20 protein-coding genes are annotated in these 17,457 nt (G+C 32.6%); all 20 read left to right on the forward strand.

The window, feature by feature from the left end:
* Positions 1–457 precede the first annotated feature (457 nt).
* The 20 genes from HMPREF2663_RS07515 (at position 458) to glmU (ending at position 17,443) form a co-directional block, all read left to right on the forward strand.
* On the forward strand, positions 458–991 hold the full coding sequence (locus HMPREF2663_RS07515; RefSeq protein WP_002440739.1) for a GNAT family N-acetyltransferase: 534 nt from the start codon (positions 458–460) through the stop codon (positions 989–991).
* 28 nt (positions 992–1,019) lie between these two features.
* Positions 1,020–2,357 carry an aminotransferase class V-fold PLP-dependent enzyme gene (locus tag HMPREF2663_RS07520; protein WP_002490366.1) on the forward strand — a complete coding sequence of 446 codons (1,338 nt, stop codon included), beginning with the start codon at positions 1,020–1,022 and terminating at the stop codon, positions 2,355–2,357.
* A 3-nt stretch (positions 2,358–2,360) separates the two neighbouring features.
* Positions 2,361–2,972 (forward strand): dTMP kinase, encoded by a 612-nt coding sequence (tmk, locus tag HMPREF2663_RS07525; RefSeq protein WP_002475382.1) that lies wholly within the window; start codon positions 2,361–2,363, stop codon positions 2,970–2,972.
* A gap of 33 nt (positions 2,973–3,005) precedes the next feature.
* Positions 3,006–3,335, forward strand: coding sequence for a cyclic-di-AMP receptor (locus HMPREF2663_RS07530; protein WP_001832200.1), 330 nt, complete (start codon positions 3,006–3,008; stop codon positions 3,333–3,335).
* A gap of 304 nt (positions 3,336–3,639) precedes the next feature.
* Complete coding sequence (locus HMPREF2663_RS07535; protein ID WP_002458666.1) at positions 3,640–4,566, forward strand: DNA polymerase III subunit; 927 nt, start codon at positions 3,640–3,642, stop codon at positions 4,564–4,566.
* Position 4,567: 1 nt separating this feature from the next.
* Positions 4,568–5,371, forward strand: a complete 804-nt coding sequence (locus HMPREF2663_RS07540; protein ID WP_001832240.1) for a PSP1 domain-containing protein — start codon at positions 4,568–4,570, stop codon at positions 5,369–5,371.
* A 16-nt stretch (positions 5,372–5,387) separates the two neighbouring features.
* Complete coding sequence (gene yabA, locus HMPREF2663_RS07545) at positions 5,388–5,735, forward strand: DNA replication initiation control protein YabA (protein WP_001832238.1); 348 nt, start codon at positions 5,388–5,390, stop codon at positions 5,733–5,735.
* Between the two features lie 95 nt (positions 5,736–5,830).
* Entirely contained in the window at positions 5,831–6,556 is a 726-nt protein-coding gene (locus tag HMPREF2663_RS07550) for a tRNA1(Val) (adenine(37)-N6)-methyltransferase (protein WP_002458667.1), read from the forward strand.
* A complete protein-coding gene (locus HMPREF2663_RS07555; protein WP_002447876.1) occupies positions 6,549–6,797 on the forward strand; it encodes a GIY-YIG nuclease family protein in 249 nt (82 codons plus the stop codon). The genes HMPREF2663_RS07550 and HMPREF2663_RS07555 overlap by 8 nt, the downstream gene beginning before the upstream one ends.
* A gap of 1 nt (position 6,798) precedes the next feature.
* Complete coding sequence (rsmI, locus tag HMPREF2663_RS07560) at positions 6,799–7,638, forward strand: 16S rRNA (cytidine(1402)-2'-O)-methyltransferase (protein WP_002458668.1); 840 nt, start codon at positions 6,799–6,801, stop codon at positions 7,636–7,638.
* A gap of 211 nt (positions 7,639–7,849) precedes the next feature.
* On the forward strand, positions 7,850–9,820 hold the full coding sequence (gene metG, locus HMPREF2663_RS07565; RefSeq protein ID WP_070846131.1) for a methionine--tRNA ligase: 1,971 nt from the start codon (positions 7,850–7,852) through the stop codon (positions 9,818–9,820).
* A gap of 27 nt (positions 9,821–9,847) precedes the next feature.
* Complete coding sequence (locus tag HMPREF2663_RS07570) at positions 9,848–10,618, forward strand: TatD family hydrolase (RefSeq protein WP_002458670.1); 771 nt, start codon at positions 9,848–9,850, stop codon at positions 10,616–10,618.
* A 206-nt stretch (positions 10,619–10,824) separates the two neighbouring features.
* Positions 10,825–11,370, forward strand: a complete 546-nt coding sequence (rnmV, locus tag HMPREF2663_RS07575) for a ribonuclease M5 (protein WP_002447880.1) — start codon at positions 10,825–10,827, stop codon at positions 11,368–11,370.
* Positions 11,371–12,261, forward strand: coding sequence for a 16S rRNA (adenine(1518)-N(6)/adenine(1519)-N(6))-dimethyltransferase RsmA (gene rsmA / locus HMPREF2663_RS07580; protein WP_002447881.1), 891 nt, complete (start codon positions 11,371–11,373; stop codon positions 12,259–12,261).
* A gap of 99 nt (positions 12,262–12,360) precedes the next feature.
* Entirely contained in the window at positions 12,361–12,624 is a 264-nt protein-coding gene (gene veg, locus HMPREF2663_RS07585; RefSeq protein ID WP_001832193.1) for a biofilm formation stimulator Veg, read from the forward strand.
* A 395-nt stretch (positions 12,625–13,019) separates the two neighbouring features.
* Positions 13,020–13,868 carry a 4-(cytidine 5'-diphospho)-2-C-methyl-D-erythritol kinase gene (gene ispE, locus HMPREF2663_RS07590; protein WP_002458672.1) on the forward strand — a complete coding sequence of 283 codons (849 nt, stop codon included), beginning with the start codon at positions 13,020–13,022 and terminating at the stop codon, positions 13,866–13,868.
* Between the two features lie 14 nt (positions 13,869–13,882).
* On the forward strand, positions 13,883–14,707 hold the full coding sequence (purR, locus tag HMPREF2663_RS07595) for a pur operon repressor (RefSeq protein WP_002447883.1): 825 nt from the start codon (positions 13,883–13,885) through the stop codon (positions 14,705–14,707).
* Positions 14,708–14,728: 21 nt separating this feature from the next.
* Positions 14,729–15,109 (forward strand): RidA family protein, encoded by a 381-nt coding sequence (locus HMPREF2663_RS07600; RefSeq protein ID WP_070846133.1) that lies wholly within the window; start codon positions 14,729–14,731, stop codon positions 15,107–15,109.
* 59 nt (positions 15,110–15,168) lie between these two features.
* The gene (gene spoVG, locus HMPREF2663_RS07605) at positions 15,169–15,477 is read left to right on the forward strand and encodes a septation regulator SpoVG (RefSeq protein ID WP_001832195.1); all 309 of its coding nucleotides are present in this window, start codon (positions 15,169–15,171) and stop codon (positions 15,475–15,477) included.
* A 610-nt stretch (positions 15,478–16,087) separates the two neighbouring features.
* Positions 16,088–17,443, forward strand: coding sequence for a bifunctional UDP-N-acetylglucosamine diphosphorylase/glucosamine-1-phosphate N-acetyltransferase GlmU (gene glmU, locus HMPREF2663_RS07610; RefSeq protein WP_002458674.1), 1,356 nt, complete (start codon positions 16,088–16,090; stop codon positions 17,441–17,443).
* Positions 17,444–17,457 lie beyond the last annotated feature (14 nt).

The raw sequence follows: 17,457 nt of genomic DNA on the forward strand, positions 1-17,457 counted from the left end.
AGCCTAATCGAGACCGAAAGGTCTCTTTTTTTTTATATGAAAAGAGTTCTAAAAAAATAGTTTTCTCGGCGAGGAGAAAGCATTTGGAACTCATGAATAAAGAAGCGAGACAATGAATTTAGATGATCTAAACGAGTCAATAAGTACCATATATAAAGTGAGAGGCTAGCGCTTGTCTTAAGTGAAGAAAACCTCTTAGCACCTGCTGATGGTAGTTGGACTAACGTTTCGATAGAATAAGACGTTGCCAGACAAAGTACGAGACCGAAAGGTCTCTTTTTTATATTAAATAATCACAACAATTAGGTTTGGGAAAATTTTCTTTTTAATAAAGAACTTTAAAATCTAACATCTAAGTAAGTTGAAATGACAATGATTAAAAAGTTAGTTAAGTATTAGAGAAAATTTGTATTTTCTAATACACTAGTAATGAATAACAAGAAATTAAGAAAGAGGGATGACTTTGATTATTAGGGCATTGGAGAAGACAGATTTATCATTTATACATCATTTGAATAATGAGTATTCCATTATGTCTTATTGGTTTGAAGAGCCTTATCAATCATTGAGCGAATTAGAAAATTTATATACAAAGCATATTTTAGATGAAACAGAGCGACGATTCATTGTTGAAGAGGGATCAACATCTGTAGGCGTGGTAGAGTTATTAGAGATTAACTTTATACATAGAACTTGTGAAGTGTTAATTATTATCGATCCACAGTATGCAAATAATGGGTACGCGAAAAAAGCTTTTAAAATGGCTATTGACTATGCTTTTTTAGTATTAAATATGAATAAGGTATACTTATATGTGGATATTAAGAATGAGAAAGCAGTACATATCTATCAAAGTAATAATTTCGAAATAGAAGGAACGTTAAAGGAACACTTCTATACAAGGGGAGAATACAGAGATTGCTATGTAATGGGCTTGTTAAAAAGGAATTGGGTTAATAAGAATGATGATGATTTGTCTCATATAAGATGAAAAATTAAATTTAGAGAGAGTTATTAATATGAAAAGACCAATAATTCAAAAATTAAATCGTTTGATAGAGAAAAACGCTATCTCTATGCATGTTCCTGGGCATAAAAACATGACAATCGGCTACTTAAATAGACTTGATTTAGCAATGGATATGACAGAAATTACTGGATTAGATGATATGCATTATCCTGAAGGAATTATTTTAGAAAGCATGGAGAATTTTAGGAAACATAAAAACTATGATGCTTTCTTACTAGTTAACGGAACGACTTCAGGTATATTATCGGTTATCCAAGCATTTTCGACAAGAAAAGGTAAATATTTAATTAGTAGAAATGTTCATAAATCAGTATTTCACGGTCTAGACATAACACAACAACAAGCGACAATAACTAAGACAGATATCAGTAAGAAAACGAATCAATATGTAAAGCCAAAGATAATTCAAGATAAAAATCAATATTATAAACTTGCCATCTGTACATACCCTAATTATTACGGTGAAACTTTTGAAATTTCTCAATATATCAAACAATTACATCACAGAGGGGTACCGATATTAGTAGATGAAGCGCATGGTGCACATTTTGGTTTAGATGGATTTCCAGAATCCTCAATGAATTTTAATGCTGATTACGTTGTGCAGTCATATCATAAAACACTCCCTGCATTAACAATGGGATCAGTTTTATATATACATAAAGATGCACCATTAAGACAACAAGTCATAGATTATTTAACTTATTTTCAAACGTCAAGTCCTTCGTACCTTATTATGTCTAGTCTAGAATTAGCGAATAAATTTTATAAAGAATATGATTCCGCATTATTTTACCAACGAAGAAAGATGTTAATTGATTTATTAATAAATATAGGATTTACAGTTATAGAACCAGAGGATCCTTTAAAATTGGTTGTGAGTTTTGAAGGTGTTGCAGGTTATGATGTGCAAAAATGGTTTGAGGAAAAAGAAATCTATGTAGAATTAGCTGATATGTATCAAGTGTTACTCGTTCTCCCTTTATGGCATGAAGGAGATAAATTTCCTTTTAAGTTGTTGATTGAAAAAATTAGAGAAATTAACGTGCCAAAAAAATGTACGCGCGACATAAAATCTTTTAATTTTATGACGGATTTTAGCGAATACAAAACTGTTCATTTTCAAAATACGAAAGAAGTATCTATTAAAAAGGCAGAAGGTAAAGTTTTAGCGCAACATATCGTTCCATACCCTCCAGGTATACCGGTGATGTTTAAAGGAGAAGTCGTGACGTCTCATATGATAGACTTGTTAAATAAATATGATAAGCAAAATATTAAAGTTGAAGGTTTAAATCATAAAAAAATATTAATTAAGGATGAATAAGAAATGTCTACATTTATAACGTTTGAAGGTCCAGAAGGAGCAGGAAAGACCTCAGTAATTAAAGAAGTAAGCGAAAGATTAGCTAAAGAATATGATATTGTTACAACACGTGAACCTGGCGGAGTATTAACTAGTGAAGAAATACGTCGTATTGTACTTGATGGAGAGAGTATAGATATTCGAACTGAAGCTATGCTGTTCGCTGCATCTAGACGTGAACACCTTGTTGAGAAGATTATCCCATCTTTACAAGCAGGTAAAATTGTCCTTTGTGATAGATACATTGATAGTTCATTGGCTTATCAAGGTTATGCAAGGGGTATAGGAATTAAAGAAGTAAAATTATTAAATGAATTTGCAATTAATGGTTTGTATCCAGACTTAACGATTTATTTAGATGTTGATGCGGAAATTGGTCGTCAAAGAATTCTAAAAAATAACAGAGAACAAAACAGATTAGATAAAGAGGATAAAGTTTTTCATGAAAAAGTGATAGAAGGATATCATAAAGTGATCAGTGATAACCCTCATCGGTTTATTAAAGTCAATGCTAACCATAGTTTGGATAAAGTTGTTGAAGAAACATACCAATCTATCATCAAATATTTAAAATAATTATGATATAATGACAAAAAGAGGTGTATAAAAATGAAGATGATTATAGCGATCGTTCAAGATCAAGATAGTCAAGAGCTTTCAGACCAACTCGTAAAAAACAATTTCAGAGCTACAAAGTTAGCAACTACTGGTGGATTTTTAAGAGCAGGCAATACAACTTTCTTATGTGGGGTTAAGGATGACCGTGTCGATGAGGTTCTATCTGTCATTGATAACACTTGTGGTAATAGAGACCAACTTGTTTCCCCAATAACACCAATGGGTGGTAGTGCAGATTCATATATTCCTTATCCAGTTGAAGTTGAAGTAGGTGGCGCTACAGTATTTGTAATGCCGATTGAAGCATTTCATCAATTCTAGTTGTTTATAAAAAGTCTACTTTTCATCTACATATTTATGTTAATGAAAAGTGTTTAAAATGTAATTATTATAGATGTATTTTTTATTTGGCTACTTTAAATGTAGTTTGAGATTGAAGGCATATTCATTCAAAATTTATACTTCATCCTTTGAGTTTAAGCGTGAAAGTTAGTAATTATATGCGTTTAATTCAAGGAATGCAGTTGCTAAGTCGGAATTGTTTGAAGACGTTGCTCAACAGTCTAGAACTATCATTTAAGTAGTCTTTTTACATAATGAATATCATAAAGGGAGTAAGTCGCTTATGGATGAACAACAACAGTTAGCTAACGCATATCATTCTAACAAATTGTCACATGCATATTTGTTTGAGGGTGATGATGCACAAACGATGAAACGTGTCGCAATCCATTTTACTAAATTAATTCTTTGTAATAATAGTAATCAATGCGAACTGAAAGTTGATACTTTTAATCATCCTGACTTTTCATATGTGTCTTCTGATGAAAATACAATTAAAAAAGAACAAATCGAACAACTTGTTCACCATATGAACCAACTACCTATTGAGGGTCAATATAAAGTATATATTATTGAGGATTTTGAAAAATTAACTGTTCAAGGGGAAAATAGTATACTAAAATTTTTAGAAGAGCCCCCTGATAATACAATTGCGATTCTTTTATCAACGAAACCAGAACAAATATTAGACACTATACATTCAAGATGCCAGCACGTATATTTTAAGCCTATTGATAAGCGACAGTTTATAGAGCGTTTAGTAGAGATGTCAATAGCAAGACCGGTAGCAGAAATGCTAAGTACCTATACAACTCAAATAGAAGCAGCATCGTCGTTAAATGAGGAATTTGATTTAGTTACTTTAAGAAAATCAATCATCAGATGGTGTCAATTAATATTATCTAATAAAGCTATGGCTCTTATAGGTGTCATTGAGTTATTAAAACAAGCTAAGAATCGTAGATTACAATTACTTACTTTATCAGCCGTCAATGGCTTTTTCGAAGATATAATGCATGCAAAGGTAGAAATGGATAATTATTATACATTTAGTGATTTAACTGTAGAAATTGAAAATTATGCAAACCAATTAACTTTTAATCAATTAATCCTCATGTATGATCAAATTACTGAAGCGCATAAAAAGTTAAATCAAAATGTTAATCCAACACTTGTTTTTGAACAAATAGTAATAAAAGGTGTGATTTAAAATGCCCAATGTTGTAGGTGTTCAGTTTCAAAAAGCAGGGAAATTAGAATACTACGCGCCGAATCAATTAGATGTAGAGGTTGGTGACTGGGTTGTTGTCCAATCTAAAAGAGGTATAGAAATTGGTCACGTAAAGTTTCCATTACGTGAAGTTGATGTAGAAGATGTCACATTACCGCTAAAAAATATCATTCGTAAAATGAATGAAGATGATCAAGAAACATATTATCGTAATGAACGTGATGCCAATGATGCGTTAGAATTATGTAAAAAAGTAGTTAAAGATCAGCAATTAGATATGCGATTAGTTAATTGTGAATATACATTAGACAAATCTAAAGTGATTTTTAATTTTACCGCAGATGATCGCATTGATTTTCGCAAACTTGTTAAAGTTTTAGCTCAAAATCTAAAGACTAGAATAGAATTACGTCAAATTGGGGTAAGAGATGAAGCGAAATTATTGGGTGGTATCGGTCCTTGTGGGCGTTCTTTGTGTTGTTCTACATTTTTAGGAGATTTCGAACCTGTATCCATTAAGATGGCGAAAGATCAGAACCTATCATTAAATCCAACTAAGATTTCAGGAGCTTGTGGTAGATTAATGTGTTGTCTTAAATATGAAAATGACTACTATGAAGAGGCTCGAACTCAATTGCCTGACGTCGGAGATATGATTCAAACACCAGATGGTCACGGGAAAGTGATAGGATTAAATATTTTAGATATTTCTATGCAAGTTAAAATAGAGGGTCTAGAACAACCTTTAGAATATAAAATGGAAGAGATAGAAGTATTGAATTAAGGAGGTTGAATAACCTTTGAATCGAAATGAATTATTCGAAAGACTTATGAAATTAGAACATCACGTTGAACAACTTACAACCGACATGTCAGAACTTAAAGATTTAACCGTCGAACTTGTTGAGGAGAATGTTGCTTTACAAGTTGAAAATGAAAATTTAAAACGATTAATGAACAAAACTGAAGAATCGGTTGAAACTCACTTAGATAAAGATAATTATAAGCATGTAAAAACACCATCTCCAAGTAAAGATAATTTAGCGATGTTATATCGTGAAGGTTTTCATATTTGTAAGGGTGAATTATTCGGGAAACATCGTCATGGTGAAGATTGCTTATTATGCCTTAATGTGTTGAGTGATTAATTCTTTCGATAAATAAATGTTTAAATATAAGGATGTATTATAAGTGTGTAATTTAAGTCATACTGTAATAACATCCTTTTTTTAGGAGTAAAGATATGTTAGAAGATAATGAACGCGTTGACCATTTAATAAAAGAAGGATATGAGATTATACAAAATGATGAAGTATTCTCTTTTTCTACTGATGCCCTATTGTTAGGGTATTTAACCGAAGTACGCAAAAATGATAAAGTTATGGATTTATGTTCCGGCAATGGTGTTATTCCATTATTATTAGCTGCTAAATCAACTCAACCTATTGAAGGGATAGAAATACAAGAGCAATTAGTGAGTATGGCACGTCGCAGTTTTAAATTGAATGATTTGAACGATAGACTAACTATGCACCGTATGGATTTAAAAGATGTATATCAAACATTTCAACCTGCTCAATATACACTAGTGACTTGTAATCCTCCTTATTTTAAAATGAATCAAAATCATCAACATCAAAAAGAAGCACATAAAATAGCACGTCACGAAATAATGTGTAATCTTAAAGATTGTATTGAAGCTGCAAGACATTTACTTAAAGAGGGTGGTCGTTTTATTATGGTCCATCGAGCGGAAAGGCTAATGGATGTCTTAACCGAATTAAGACACGGTAAAATTGAGCCTAAAGCATTGACGTTGGTGTATAGTAAACATGATAAGCCTGCACAAACAATTGTTGTGGAAGGAAGAAAAGGTGGTAACCAAGGTTTAGATATACGTAATCCATTATATATATATAATGAGGATGGATCATATAGCGATGAGATGAAAGGTATTTATTATGGATAAACATTTTGTTTATATTGTTAAATGTAATGACGGAAGTTTATATACTGGCTATGCTAAAGATGTAAATGCACGAATAATAAAGCATAATAACGGTAAGGGTGCTAAATATACAAAAATAAGACGACCGGTAGAGTTAGTTTATCAAGAAACATATACAACGAAATCGGAAGCATTGAAACGTGAATATGAAATTAAAACATATACTAGACAACAAAAGTTAAAAATGATACAGGAGGGATAATATGACAACTTTATATTTAGTAGGAACACCAATTGGAAATCTTGGTGATATTACATTTCGAGCTATAGAAACATTAAGAAAAGTTGATGTGATTGCATGTGAAGATACACGAGTAACACGAAAATTGTGTAATCATTATGAAATACAAACGCCTCTAAAGTCGTATCATGAACATAATAAAGAACAACAAACTGACTATTTAATCAAGCAGTTACAAACTGGCTTAAATATAGCGTTAGTATCAGATGCTGGGTTGCCGTTAATTAGTGATCCAGGATATGAATTAGTTGTCGAAGCACGTAAAAATAATATAAATATAGAAACAGTACCAGGTCCTAATGCTGGGTTGACTGCACTTATGTCAAGTGGATTACCATCTTTCACATACATATTTTTAGGTTTTTTGCCAAGAAAAGAAAAAGAAAAAATTGAAGTGCTTGATGATAGAATGTTTCAAAATAGTACTTTGATACTTTATGAATCGCCTTATAGAGTTACTGATACTTTGAAAGCAATAGCTAAAATAGATTCGCAAAGACGGATTACTGTTGGTAGAGAGCTAACGAAGAAATTTGAACAAGTTCTTACACTTACAGTTGACGATATGTTGGAATTGATTAATCAAGACAGATTACCTCTTAAAGGTGAGTTTGTGATACTGATTGAAGGTGCATTACCTAAGAGTGGGGAATCATGGTTTGAAAATTATACGGTTAAAGAACATGTTGATTATTATATTGAAACCAAACAGGTTAAAACTAAAAAAGCAATTAAACTTGTCGCAACAGATCGACATATGAAGACGGGTGACGTATATAATATTTATCATAATATTGATTAAAAAAATGTGTTAAACACTTTACTTTATAATGACTTAATTATTGTAAAAACCCCATAGCGTGTTGATTTTATGGTATTGTAGTAAAGATGATGACAATTAATTTTCAATTGATGCGAATTTTTAAAACTGATACATAACGGTACGCGACTTCATTGAAAAGAAAAATAAATTTAGATATCATTTATTATGTAATTAATGAGGAGGACCAGTGATGGCTAAAGATACATTTTATATAACAACCCCAATATACTATCCGAGCGGGAACCTACACATCGGTCATGCATACTCTACAGTCGCAGGCGACGTGATAGCTCGCTATAAAAGAATGCAAGGCTATGATGTTCGTTATTTAACTGGCACTGATGAGCACGGTCAAAAAATCCAAGAAAAAGCTCAAAAAGCTGGCAAAACAGAACTAGAATACTTAGATGAAATGATTTCAGGTATTAAAAACTTATGGAGTAAACTTGAGATTTCTAATGATGATTTTATTCGAACTACAGAAGAGCGTCATAAGCAAGTCGTTGAGAAAGTGTTTGAGCGATTATTAAAACAAGGTGACATTTATTTAGGTGAATACGAAGGTTGGTATTCTGTTCCTGATGAAACATATTATACAGAGTCACAACTTGTTGATCCTGTTTATGAAAACGGCAAAATTATAGGTGGTAAAAGTCCTGATTCTGGTCACGAAGTCGAACTTGTAAAAGAAGAAAGCTATTTCTTCAATATTAATAAATATACAGACCGCTTATTAGAATTTTACGATGAAAATCCAGACTTTATACAACCACCATCTAGAAAAAATGAGATGATTAATAACTTTATCAAACCAGGTTTAGAAGATTTAGCAGTTTCGCGTACATCATTCGATTGGGGTGTACGTGTACCATCTAATCCTAAACATGTTGTATACGTGTGGATTGATGCACTTGTTAATTATATTTCTTCATTAGGTTATCTATCTGATGATGAAACATTATTTAATAAATATTGGCCAGCAGATATACACTTGATGGCTAAAGAAATTGTACGTTTCCACTCTATTATATGGCCAATATTGTTAATGGCGTTGGATTTACCACTTCCTAAAAAAGTTTTTGCACACGGTTGGATTTTAATGAAAGATGGTAAAATGAGTAAATCTAAAGGTAATGTCGTAGATCCTAATGTATTAATTGATCGTTATGGTCTTGATGCGACACGTTATTACTTAATGCGTGAATTACCGTTTGGTTCTGATGGCGTATTTACACCGGAAGCCTTTGTTGAAAGAACAAATTACGATCTTGCGAATGATTTAGGTAATCTAGTGAATCGTACTATCTCTATGATAAACAAATATTTCCACGGCGAATTACCTGCATACCAAGGTCCAAAACATGAATTGGATGAAAAGATGGAAGCGATGGCGCTTGAAACTGTTAAATCATTCAATGATAATATGGAAAGTTTACAATTTTCTGTTGCTTTATCAACAGTGTGGAAATTTATTAGTCGTACAAACAAATATATTGATGAAACACAACCTTGGGTTCTTGCAAAAGATGAAAATCAACGTGAGATGCTTGGTAACATAATGGCACATCTTGTTGAGAACATTCGTTTCGCTACAATCTTATTACAACCATTCTTGACGCATGCACCTAGGGAGATATTTAAGCAACTCAATATTAACAATCCGGATTTACATCAATTAGATAGTCTGCAACAATATGGTATGTTGTCAGAGGCAATTACTGTAACTGAAAAGCCAACACCAATTTTCCCAAGATTAGACACTGAAGCAGAAATTGCTTATATCAAAGAATCAATGCAACCATCTAAGTCAACAAAACAGTCTGATGAACCCGGTAAAGAGCAAATTGATATCAAAGATTTTGATAAAGTTGAAATCAAAGCAGCAACTATTATTGATGCGGAAAATGTAAAAAAATCGGAGAAACTATTAAAAATAAAAGTTGATTTAGATAATGAACAACGTCAAATAGTATCTGGTATAGCTAAGTTTTATCGTCCGGAAGACATTATTGGTAAAAAAGTTGCAGTTGTTACTAATTTAAAACCAGCTAAATTAATGGGACAAAAATCCGAAGGTATGATTTTGTCAGCTGAAAAAGATGGCGTACTTACCTTGATAAGCTTGCCTAGTGCAATTCCAAATGGTGCAGTAATTAAATAGTATAATCTAAGGATAGGAGAGATAATGATGTTAATCGATACGCATGTACATTTAAATGATGAACAATACGATGAGGATTTAAATGAAGTGATATCTCGTGCAAGAGAAGCAGGCGTAGATAGAATGTTTGTAGTAGGTTTTGATACACCTACTATTGAACGTACTATGGAGCTAATAGATAAGTATGACTTTATCTATGGTATTATCGGTTGGCATCCTGTTGATGCAATAGATTGTACTGATGAAAGATTGGAATGGATAGAAAGTCTTTCTAAACATCCAAAAATTATTGGTATTGGTGAGATGGGGTTAGATTATCATTGGGATAAATCACCTTCTGATGTACAAAAAGAGGTGTTTAAAAAGCAAATTGCATTAGCTAAACGTGTTCAATTACCTATTATTATTCATAATCGTGAAGCGACTCAAGATTGCATAGATATTTTGATTGAAGAGCATGCAGAAGAAGTGGGTGGAATTATGCACAGTTTTAGTGCTTCACCCGAAATTGCTGATGTCGTGATTAATAAATTGAACTTCTATGTTTCGCTTGGGGGACCCGTCACTTTCAAAAATGCAAAGCAACCAAAAGAAGTTGCTAAACACGTACCAATGGATCGTTTGTTATGCGAGACAGATGCGCCGTATCTATCCCCGCACCCTTATAGAGGTAAACGCAATGAACCAGAACGCGTTACTTTAGTAGCACAACAAATTGCAGATTTGCGTGGTATGACTTATGAGGAGGTCTGTCGCCAAACAACCGAAAATGCTGAACGTTTATTCAATTTGAATTAACTCAATGAATTTTTAGTGGGAAAGGTGTCTAACTTTAAAAAGATGAGGAACATCACTTTTTTATAAGTTTAAGATATCTTTCTCATTTTTTAAATTTAAACTGAGGTTAGTGTAAGAAATTATGATTTGATAGTTAATATTTTAATATTGCCGAAAGATTCTATAAAATTAATGATTAAGTTATCAATATTATGAAAGGTTAATTTATGAAAATAAACGAATTTATTGTTGTTGAAGGTAAAGATGATACTGAGCGAGTAAAAAGTGCTGTAGACTGTGATACTATTGAAACAAACGGTAGTGCAATTGATACATATACTTTAGAAGTGATACAACACGCACAGCAAACTAGAGGTGTGATTGTACTGACAGATCCAGATTTCCCAGGTGATAAAATTAGAAATACTATACGGGAACATGTTTCTGGTGTTAAGCATGCATATGTAGATAGAGAAAAGGCCAAGAGTAAAAGAGGTAAAATAGGAATAGAACATGCAAATATTAAAGATATTCAAGAAGCATTAATGCATGTAAGTTCACCGCTTGAAGAAGCTAAAGAAACTATTGATAAAAGTGTACTCATTGATTTGGGACTAATAATCGGTAAAGATGCAAGACACCGTAGAAATATCTTAGGTCGAAAATTACACATCGGTCACTCTAATGGAAAGCAATTATTAAAGAAACTTAATGCTTTTGGCTATACTGAAGACGATGTCAGAAAAGCGCTATTTGAAGAAGAGGAGAATTAAATGGAATATAAAGATATAGCAACACCATCTCGAACACGTGCTTTGCTTGATCAATATGGGTTTAATTTTAAGAAAAGTTTAGGACAAAATTTTTTAATAGATGTAAATATCATTAATAAAATTATCGAAGCGAGTCATATTGATTGTGCAACGGGAGTAATTGAAGTTGGACCAGGTATGGGATCATTGACTGAACAACTTGCAAAGAATGCTAAGAAGGTGATGGCTTTTGAAATTGATCAAAGGTTAATACCTGTGCTTAAAGATACACTTTCGCCATACGATAATGTAACGATTATCAATGAAGATATACTTAAAGCTGATATTGCTAAAGCTGTAGCTACACATCTACAAGATTGTGACAAGATTATGGTTGTTGCTAATTTACCGTATTATATTACCACGCCTATTTTACTTAATTTGATGCAACAGGATGTACCTATTGATGGTTTTGTCGTAATGATGCAAAAAGAGGTAGGAGAACGTTTGAACGCTCACGTAGGTACCAAAGCATACGGCTCGTTATCGATTGTTGCTCAATACTATACGGAGACAAGTAAAGTTTTAACAGTTCCTAAAACTGTATTTATGCCTCCTCCAAACGTTGATTCTATCGTTGTAAAATTGATGCAACGCCAAGAACCACTTGTACAGGTTGATGATGAGGAAGCCTTTTTTAAGTTAGCAAAGGCCGCTTTTGCACAACGACGTAAAACAATTAATAATAACTACCAAAACTTCTTTAAAGATGGTAAGAAGAATAAAGAAACTATACGACAGTGGCTGGAAAGCGCTGGTATTGATCCTAAAAGACGTGGAGAAACACTCACGATTCAAGATTTCGCCACATTATATGAACAAAAGAAAAAATTCTCCGAATTAACAAATTAAAATGTTGACAAAGACCCTTCACATTGATAAAATTTAAATTTTATTTGACGAAAACGGCTCAAATATGGTAAAATGTAATGTGTAGTGAGGTGGGGCAATATGCCAAAATCAATTTTGGACATCAAAAATTCTATTGATTGTCATTTAGGAAATCGTATTGTACTTAAAGCCAATGGTGGACGTAAAAAGACAATTGAACGATCAGGGGTTTTAAAAGAAACATATCCATCTGTTTTTATTGTCGAATTAGATCAAGATAAACACAACTTTGAACGCGTATCTTATACATACACTGATGTGCTTACAGAAAATGTACAAGTTTCATTTGAAGAAGATAATCATCAAGAAGCAGTTGCACACTAACAAAAAACATAATTTATGAGCGTCGTCGATAACTCTAAATTTAATATTTTTATTATTTAAGGTGAGTCTGGACATTGAAGATATGTTCAGGCTCTTTGTTATTGTAGTCTTTATTCATTCCCATTTTCATGAGATTATGCAACTTACGTTTATTATTAATACACAAATTATTTAAATTAAACGAATAATCATTTAAATAAGTCGCATTTTTGTAATATCCAAAAGTGATTCGCTTTAGTTGTTAAATATATTTTTAAAAATTGAAAATGCGTATGTTGAGTGTTGAAAAATTGCTCTTCATTAAGATTTTACGAGAAATTGCACATAATCTATCAAATATTTAAAGGCTTTATGTTAAAATCATTTTAATAACAATTCAAAGCGAGGGCGGAAAAATGATATATGAAACTGCGCCAGCTAAGATAAATTTTACGCTCGACACCCTTTTTAAAAGAGATGATGGTTATCATGAAATTGAAATGGTGATGACTACAGTTGATTTAAATGATCGATTATCTTTTGAAAAGCGAACTGATAAGAAGATTGTTGTCGATATTGAGCATAATTACGTTCCTAACGATAATAAAAACCTTGCGTATAAAGCAGCTGATTTAATGTTTGAGAGATTTAATATTAATGAAGGTGTGACAATTACAATTGATAAAGATATACCAGTTTCAGCTGGTCTTGCAGGAGGTTCTGCGGATGCAGCCGCTACAATGAGAGGGTTGAATCGATTGTTTGGTTTAGGTCAATCTTTAGACGATTTAGCTGCATTAGGCATACAAATAGGCACAGATATACCTTTTTGTATTTATAACCAAACTGCTGTGTGTACGGGGCGTGGAGAGCAAGTAACTTTCCTAAAAAGACCACCATCTGCATGGGTTGTTTTAGCTAAGCCTAACATCGGAATTTCATCGCCTGATGTATTTAAAGCACTAGATTTAACTGAAGAACATATAGTTCATAACGAAAAGTGTAAACAGGCTTTAGAGAATAATGATTATCATTTATTATGCAATAGTCTTTCTAACCGGTTAGAGCCTGTTTCTATGGCTATGCATCCTGACATTAAAAAGATTAAAGATAACATGCTACAATGTGGTGCTGATGGTGCTTTGATGAGTGGAAGCGGTCCTACTGTTTATGGGCTAGCTCAAAAAGAAAGACAAGCTAAAAATATTTATAATGCAGTGAATGGTTGTTGTAATGAAGTTTACTTAGTAAGATTATTAGGATAGAAGGGTTTGAAAAGATGAGATATAAAAGAAGCGAACGTATTGTATTTATGACACAATACCTCATGAACCATCCAAATAAGTTGATACCCCTCACTTATTTTGTAAAAAAATTTAAACAAGCAAAATCGTCAATTAGTGAAGACGTTCAAATCATCAAAAATACGTTTCAAAATGAAAAATTAGGAACTATTATTACTACAGCAGGTGCAAGTGGTGGAGTAACCTATAAACCCATGATGAGTAAATCAGAGGCCACAGAGGTTGTTAATGAGGTGATAGCGCAATTACAAGAGAAAGACCGTTTGCTACCTGGAGGGTATTTATTTTTATCCGATTTAGTTGGCAATCCTTCTCTATTAAATAGAGTAGGCAAGTTAATTGCTAGTATATATATGAACGAAGAACTTGATGCTGTTGTTACCATAGCGACTAAAGGGATATCACTTGCGAATGCAGTCGCAAACGTATTAAATTTACCTGTAGTGGTTATAAGAAAGGACAATAAAGTTACAGAAGGTTCTACGGTTTCAATCAATTATGTTTCAGGATCATCTAGAAAAATAGAAACAATGGTGTTATCGAAACGAACTTTAGCTGAGAATTCTAATGTCCTCGTAGTAGACGATTTTATGAGGGCTGGTGGCTCAATCAATGGGGTAATGAATTTAATGAATGAGTTTAAAGCTCATGTAAAAGGGGTATCAGTACTTGTAGAATCAAAAGAAGTAAAACAAAGATTAATTGAAGATTATACTTCCTTAGTCAGATTGTCAGATGTCGACGAGTACAACCAAGAATTTAAAGTGGAACCAGGCAACAGTTTGTCTAAATTTTCTTAAAAAAGGAGTGTCAATTTCATCATGAAAATAATCAACTCAGATAAGGTACCCGAAGCATTAGGTCCATATTCGCATGCAACTGTTATAAACGGTTTTGTTTTTACATCAGGTCAAATTCCACTCACACTTGATGGAACAATTGTTAGCGATGATGTTCAAGAACAAACTAAGCAAGTTTTAGAAAATTTAACTGTGGTATTAAAAGAAGCAGGTTCTGATTTGAATTCTGTTGTTAAAGCGACAATCTATATTTCTGATATGAATGATTTTCAACAAATTAATCAAATCTATGGAAACTATTTCGTCGAACACCAACCAGCTCGTAGTTGTGTTGAAGTGTCACGGTTGCCTATAGACGTAAAGGTAGAAATTGAATTGATAGGTAAAGTGAAGGATTTATAATTTTCTTAAAAGTTGTCAAGCTTCTAATAATATAAAGATATACTAGGGGGGCTCACTACATGAAAGTGACAGATGTAAGACTTAGAAAAATACAAACAGACGGCAGAATGAAAGCACTCGTTTCTATTACGCTAGATGAAGCTTTTGTAATTCATGATTTACGTGTAATTGAAGGAAACTCAGGTCTTTTTGTCGCAATGCCAAGTAAACGTACACCAGATGGTGAATTCCGTGACATCGCGCATCCTATCAATTCTGATATGAGACAAGAAATCCAAGATGCAGTGATGAAAGTATATGATGAAACTGATGAAGTTATTCCTGACAAAAATGCTACTTCAGATAACGAAGAATCAGACGAAGCTTAATTAAAAAATGTATTCATTTATAAAATAAGCCTGAGACATTGATGATATATTGTCTCAGGCATTTTAATGTATTGTTAGGCAATGGCGAAATTAGTAATGATTGTGTAACGGATTACTTGAACTTTATACCATATTGTTGGGGAGGGACTGCAATTTCTTATTGAAGTTGAAGTCCCTCCCCTTTATTTTTAATGTGTTCTGTATTTTCATAAACGAAAACGATATAAACATTTAACGATAAATAAAAATGATAGAAGTAAAATACTGATATGTTTCTCTGACAACAATCCATCTATAAAAATTTACTTATGATAGACGTAATTAATATGTCTGTATGATTATAATTTTATCATCATAAATTATGATTGATAATATAATGATTTGGACACTGGAATAAAATACTAATGATTAATAAAGAGGTTGAATATGTATTGTAACTATTGGGTTTAATGACCTCATTTGCCTTTTTAAAGCATAACAACTTATTTGAATTTCTAAAATTATCAAACCTTTAATGAATGATTAACAAAACCTTTTATAAGTTGAAACTCTCTTTGTTGTTCAACTATAATAACTATGAAGTGTAAATTTTAATGGAGGGTTAGCATTCATGCAAAGACATGCGATTATTCTGGCAGCAGGTAAAGGCACAAGAATGAAATCAAAGAAATATAAAGTGCTCCATGAGGTTGCTGGCAAACCAATGGTTGAACATGTGCTTAACAACGTAAAACAAGCTGGCGTTGATCAAATTGTAACTATTATTGGTCATGGCGCCGAGAGTGTGAAAGATACATTGGGTAATCAATCATTATATAGTTTTCAGGATAAACAACTTGGAACAGCTCATGCTGTGAAAATGGCACATGAACATTTAGCAGATAAAGAAGGAACTACTTTAGTAGTATGTGGAGATACACCTCTTATTACATACCAAACTCTACAATCACTTATTGAACATCATGAAAGTACACAATCACAGGTTACTGTATTATCTGCTTCTACTATCAATCCTTATGGTTATGGACGAATTATAAGAAATCATAATGGAATATTAGAGCGTATTGTTGAAGAGAAAGACGCAAATGAATCAGAACGTGCGATTAAAGAAATTAGTTCAGGTATTTTTGCCTTTAATAATCGAGTTCTATTTGAGAAGTTAGAACAAGTTAAAAATGATAATGCTCAAGGAGAATATTATTTACCAGATGTTTTGTCTTTAATTTTAAAAGACGGAGGTAAAGCGGAAGTTTATTGTACCGAAGATTTTGATGAAATCATTGGTGTTAATGATCGTTTGATGTTAAGTGAAGCTGAAAAGGCTTTGCAACAACGTATTAATCGCTATCATATGGAAAATGGTGTGACCATCATTGATCCAAGTTCAACATTTATTGGAACAGATGTGAAAATTGGAATAGATACAACTATTGAACCAGGCGTGCGAATCGGAGGTCATACAACGATTGAAGAAGATGTGTGGATAGGCCAATACTCTGAAATTAATAACAGTACAATTCATTCGAATGCTAACATAAAACAATCGGTTATCAATGACTCTATTGTTGGAGAGAACACAACAGTTGGACCTTTCGCTCAACTACGTCCAGGATCTAATTTAGGTTCTGAAGTTAAAGTAGGAAACTTTGTTGAAGTGAAGAAAGCAGATATTAAAGATGGTGCTAAAGTATCACACTTGAGTTACATTGGAGATGCTGAAATAGGTGAGCGTACAAATATCGGATGTGGTTCTATCACTGTAAACTATGATGGTGCTAACAAATTTAAAACAATAGTAGGTAAAGATGCCTTTATAGGATGTAATACGAACCTTATAGCACCTGTAACAGTAGGCAATCATACTCTTATTGCAGCTGGATCCACAATTACAGATAATATCCCTGAAGATAGTTTAGCATTAGCGCGTGCAAGACAAGTAAATAAAGAAGGCTACTTAAAAAAATAGTTCTTGCCCCTGAA

Source organism: Staphylococcus sp. HMSC077D08 (genome assembly GCF_001837945.1).
GTDB lineage: Bacteria > Bacillota > Bacilli > Staphylococcales > Staphylococcaceae > Staphylococcus > Staphylococcus epidermidis.

What these genes read in the sequence shown, in the direction of transcription:
- HMPREF2663_RS07550 (WP_002458667.1), top strand. Translation starts at nt 5,831, where the DNA reads ATGTTAGAAGATAATGAACGCGTTGACCATTTAATAAAAGAAGGATAT.
- metG (WP_070846131.1), top strand. Translation starts at nt 7,850, where the DNA reads ATGGCTAAAGATACATTTTATATAACAACCCCAATATACTATCCGAGC.
- HMPREF2663_RS07600 (WP_070846133.1), top strand. Translation starts at nt 14,729, where the DNA reads ATGAAAATAATCAACTCAGATAAGGTACCCGAAGCATTAGGTCCATAT.
- rsmA (WP_002447881.1), top strand. Translation starts at nt 11,371, where the DNA reads ATGGAATATAAAGATATAGCAACACCATCTCGAACACGTGCTTTGCTT.
- veg (WP_001832193.1), top strand. Translation starts at nt 12,361, where the DNA reads ATGCCAAAATCAATTTTGGACATCAAAAATTCTATTGATTGTCATTTA.
- spoVG (WP_001832195.1), top strand. Translation starts at nt 15,169, where the DNA reads ATGAAAGTGACAGATGTAAGACTTAGAAAAATACAAACAGACGGCAGA.
- HMPREF2663_RS07540 (WP_001832240.1), top strand. Translation starts at nt 4,568, where the DNA reads ATGCCCAATGTTGTAGGTGTTCAGTTTCAAAAAGCAGGGAAATTAGAA.
- HMPREF2663_RS07530 (WP_001832200.1), top strand. Translation starts at nt 3,006, where the DNA reads ATGAAGATGATTATAGCGATCGTTCAAGATCAAGATAGTCAAGAGCTT.
- purR (WP_002447883.1), top strand. Translation starts at nt 13,883, where the DNA reads ATGAGATATAAAAGAAGCGAACGTATTGTATTTATGACACAATACCTC.
- rsmI (WP_002458668.1), top strand. Translation starts at nt 6,799, where the DNA reads ATGACAACTTTATATTTAGTAGGAACACCAATTGGAAATCTTGGTGAT.
- tmk (WP_002475382.1), top strand. Translation starts at nt 2,361, where the DNA reads ATGTCTACATTTATAACGTTTGAAGGTCCAGAAGGAGCAGGAAAGACC.
- HMPREF2663_RS07520 (WP_002490366.1), top strand. Translation starts at nt 1,020, where the DNA reads ATGAAAAGACCAATAATTCAAAAATTAAATCGTTTGATAGAGAAAAAC.
- HMPREF2663_RS07555 (WP_002447876.1), top strand. Translation starts at nt 6,549, where the DNA reads ATGGATAAACATTTTGTTTATATTGTTAAATGTAATGACGGAAGTTTA.
- HMPREF2663_RS07535 (WP_002458666.1), top strand. Translation starts at nt 3,640, where the DNA reads ATGGATGAACAACAACAGTTAGCTAACGCATATCATTCTAACAAATTG.
- rnmV (WP_002447880.1), top strand. Translation starts at nt 10,825, where the DNA reads ATGAAAATAAACGAATTTATTGTTGTTGAAGGTAAAGATGATACTGAG.
- ispE (WP_002458672.1), top strand. Translation starts at nt 13,020, where the DNA reads ATGATATATGAAACTGCGCCAGCTAAGATAAATTTTACGCTCGACACC.
- glmU (WP_002458674.1), top strand. Translation starts at nt 16,088, where the DNA reads ATGCAAAGACATGCGATTATTCTGGCAGCAGGTAAAGGCACAAGAATG.
- HMPREF2663_RS07570 (WP_002458670.1), top strand. Translation starts at nt 9,848, where the DNA reads ATGTTAATCGATACGCATGTACATTTAAATGATGAACAATACGATGAG.
- HMPREF2663_RS07515 (WP_002440739.1), top strand. Translation starts at nt 458, where the DNA reads ATGACTTTGATTATTAGGGCATTGGAGAAGACAGATTTATCATTTATA.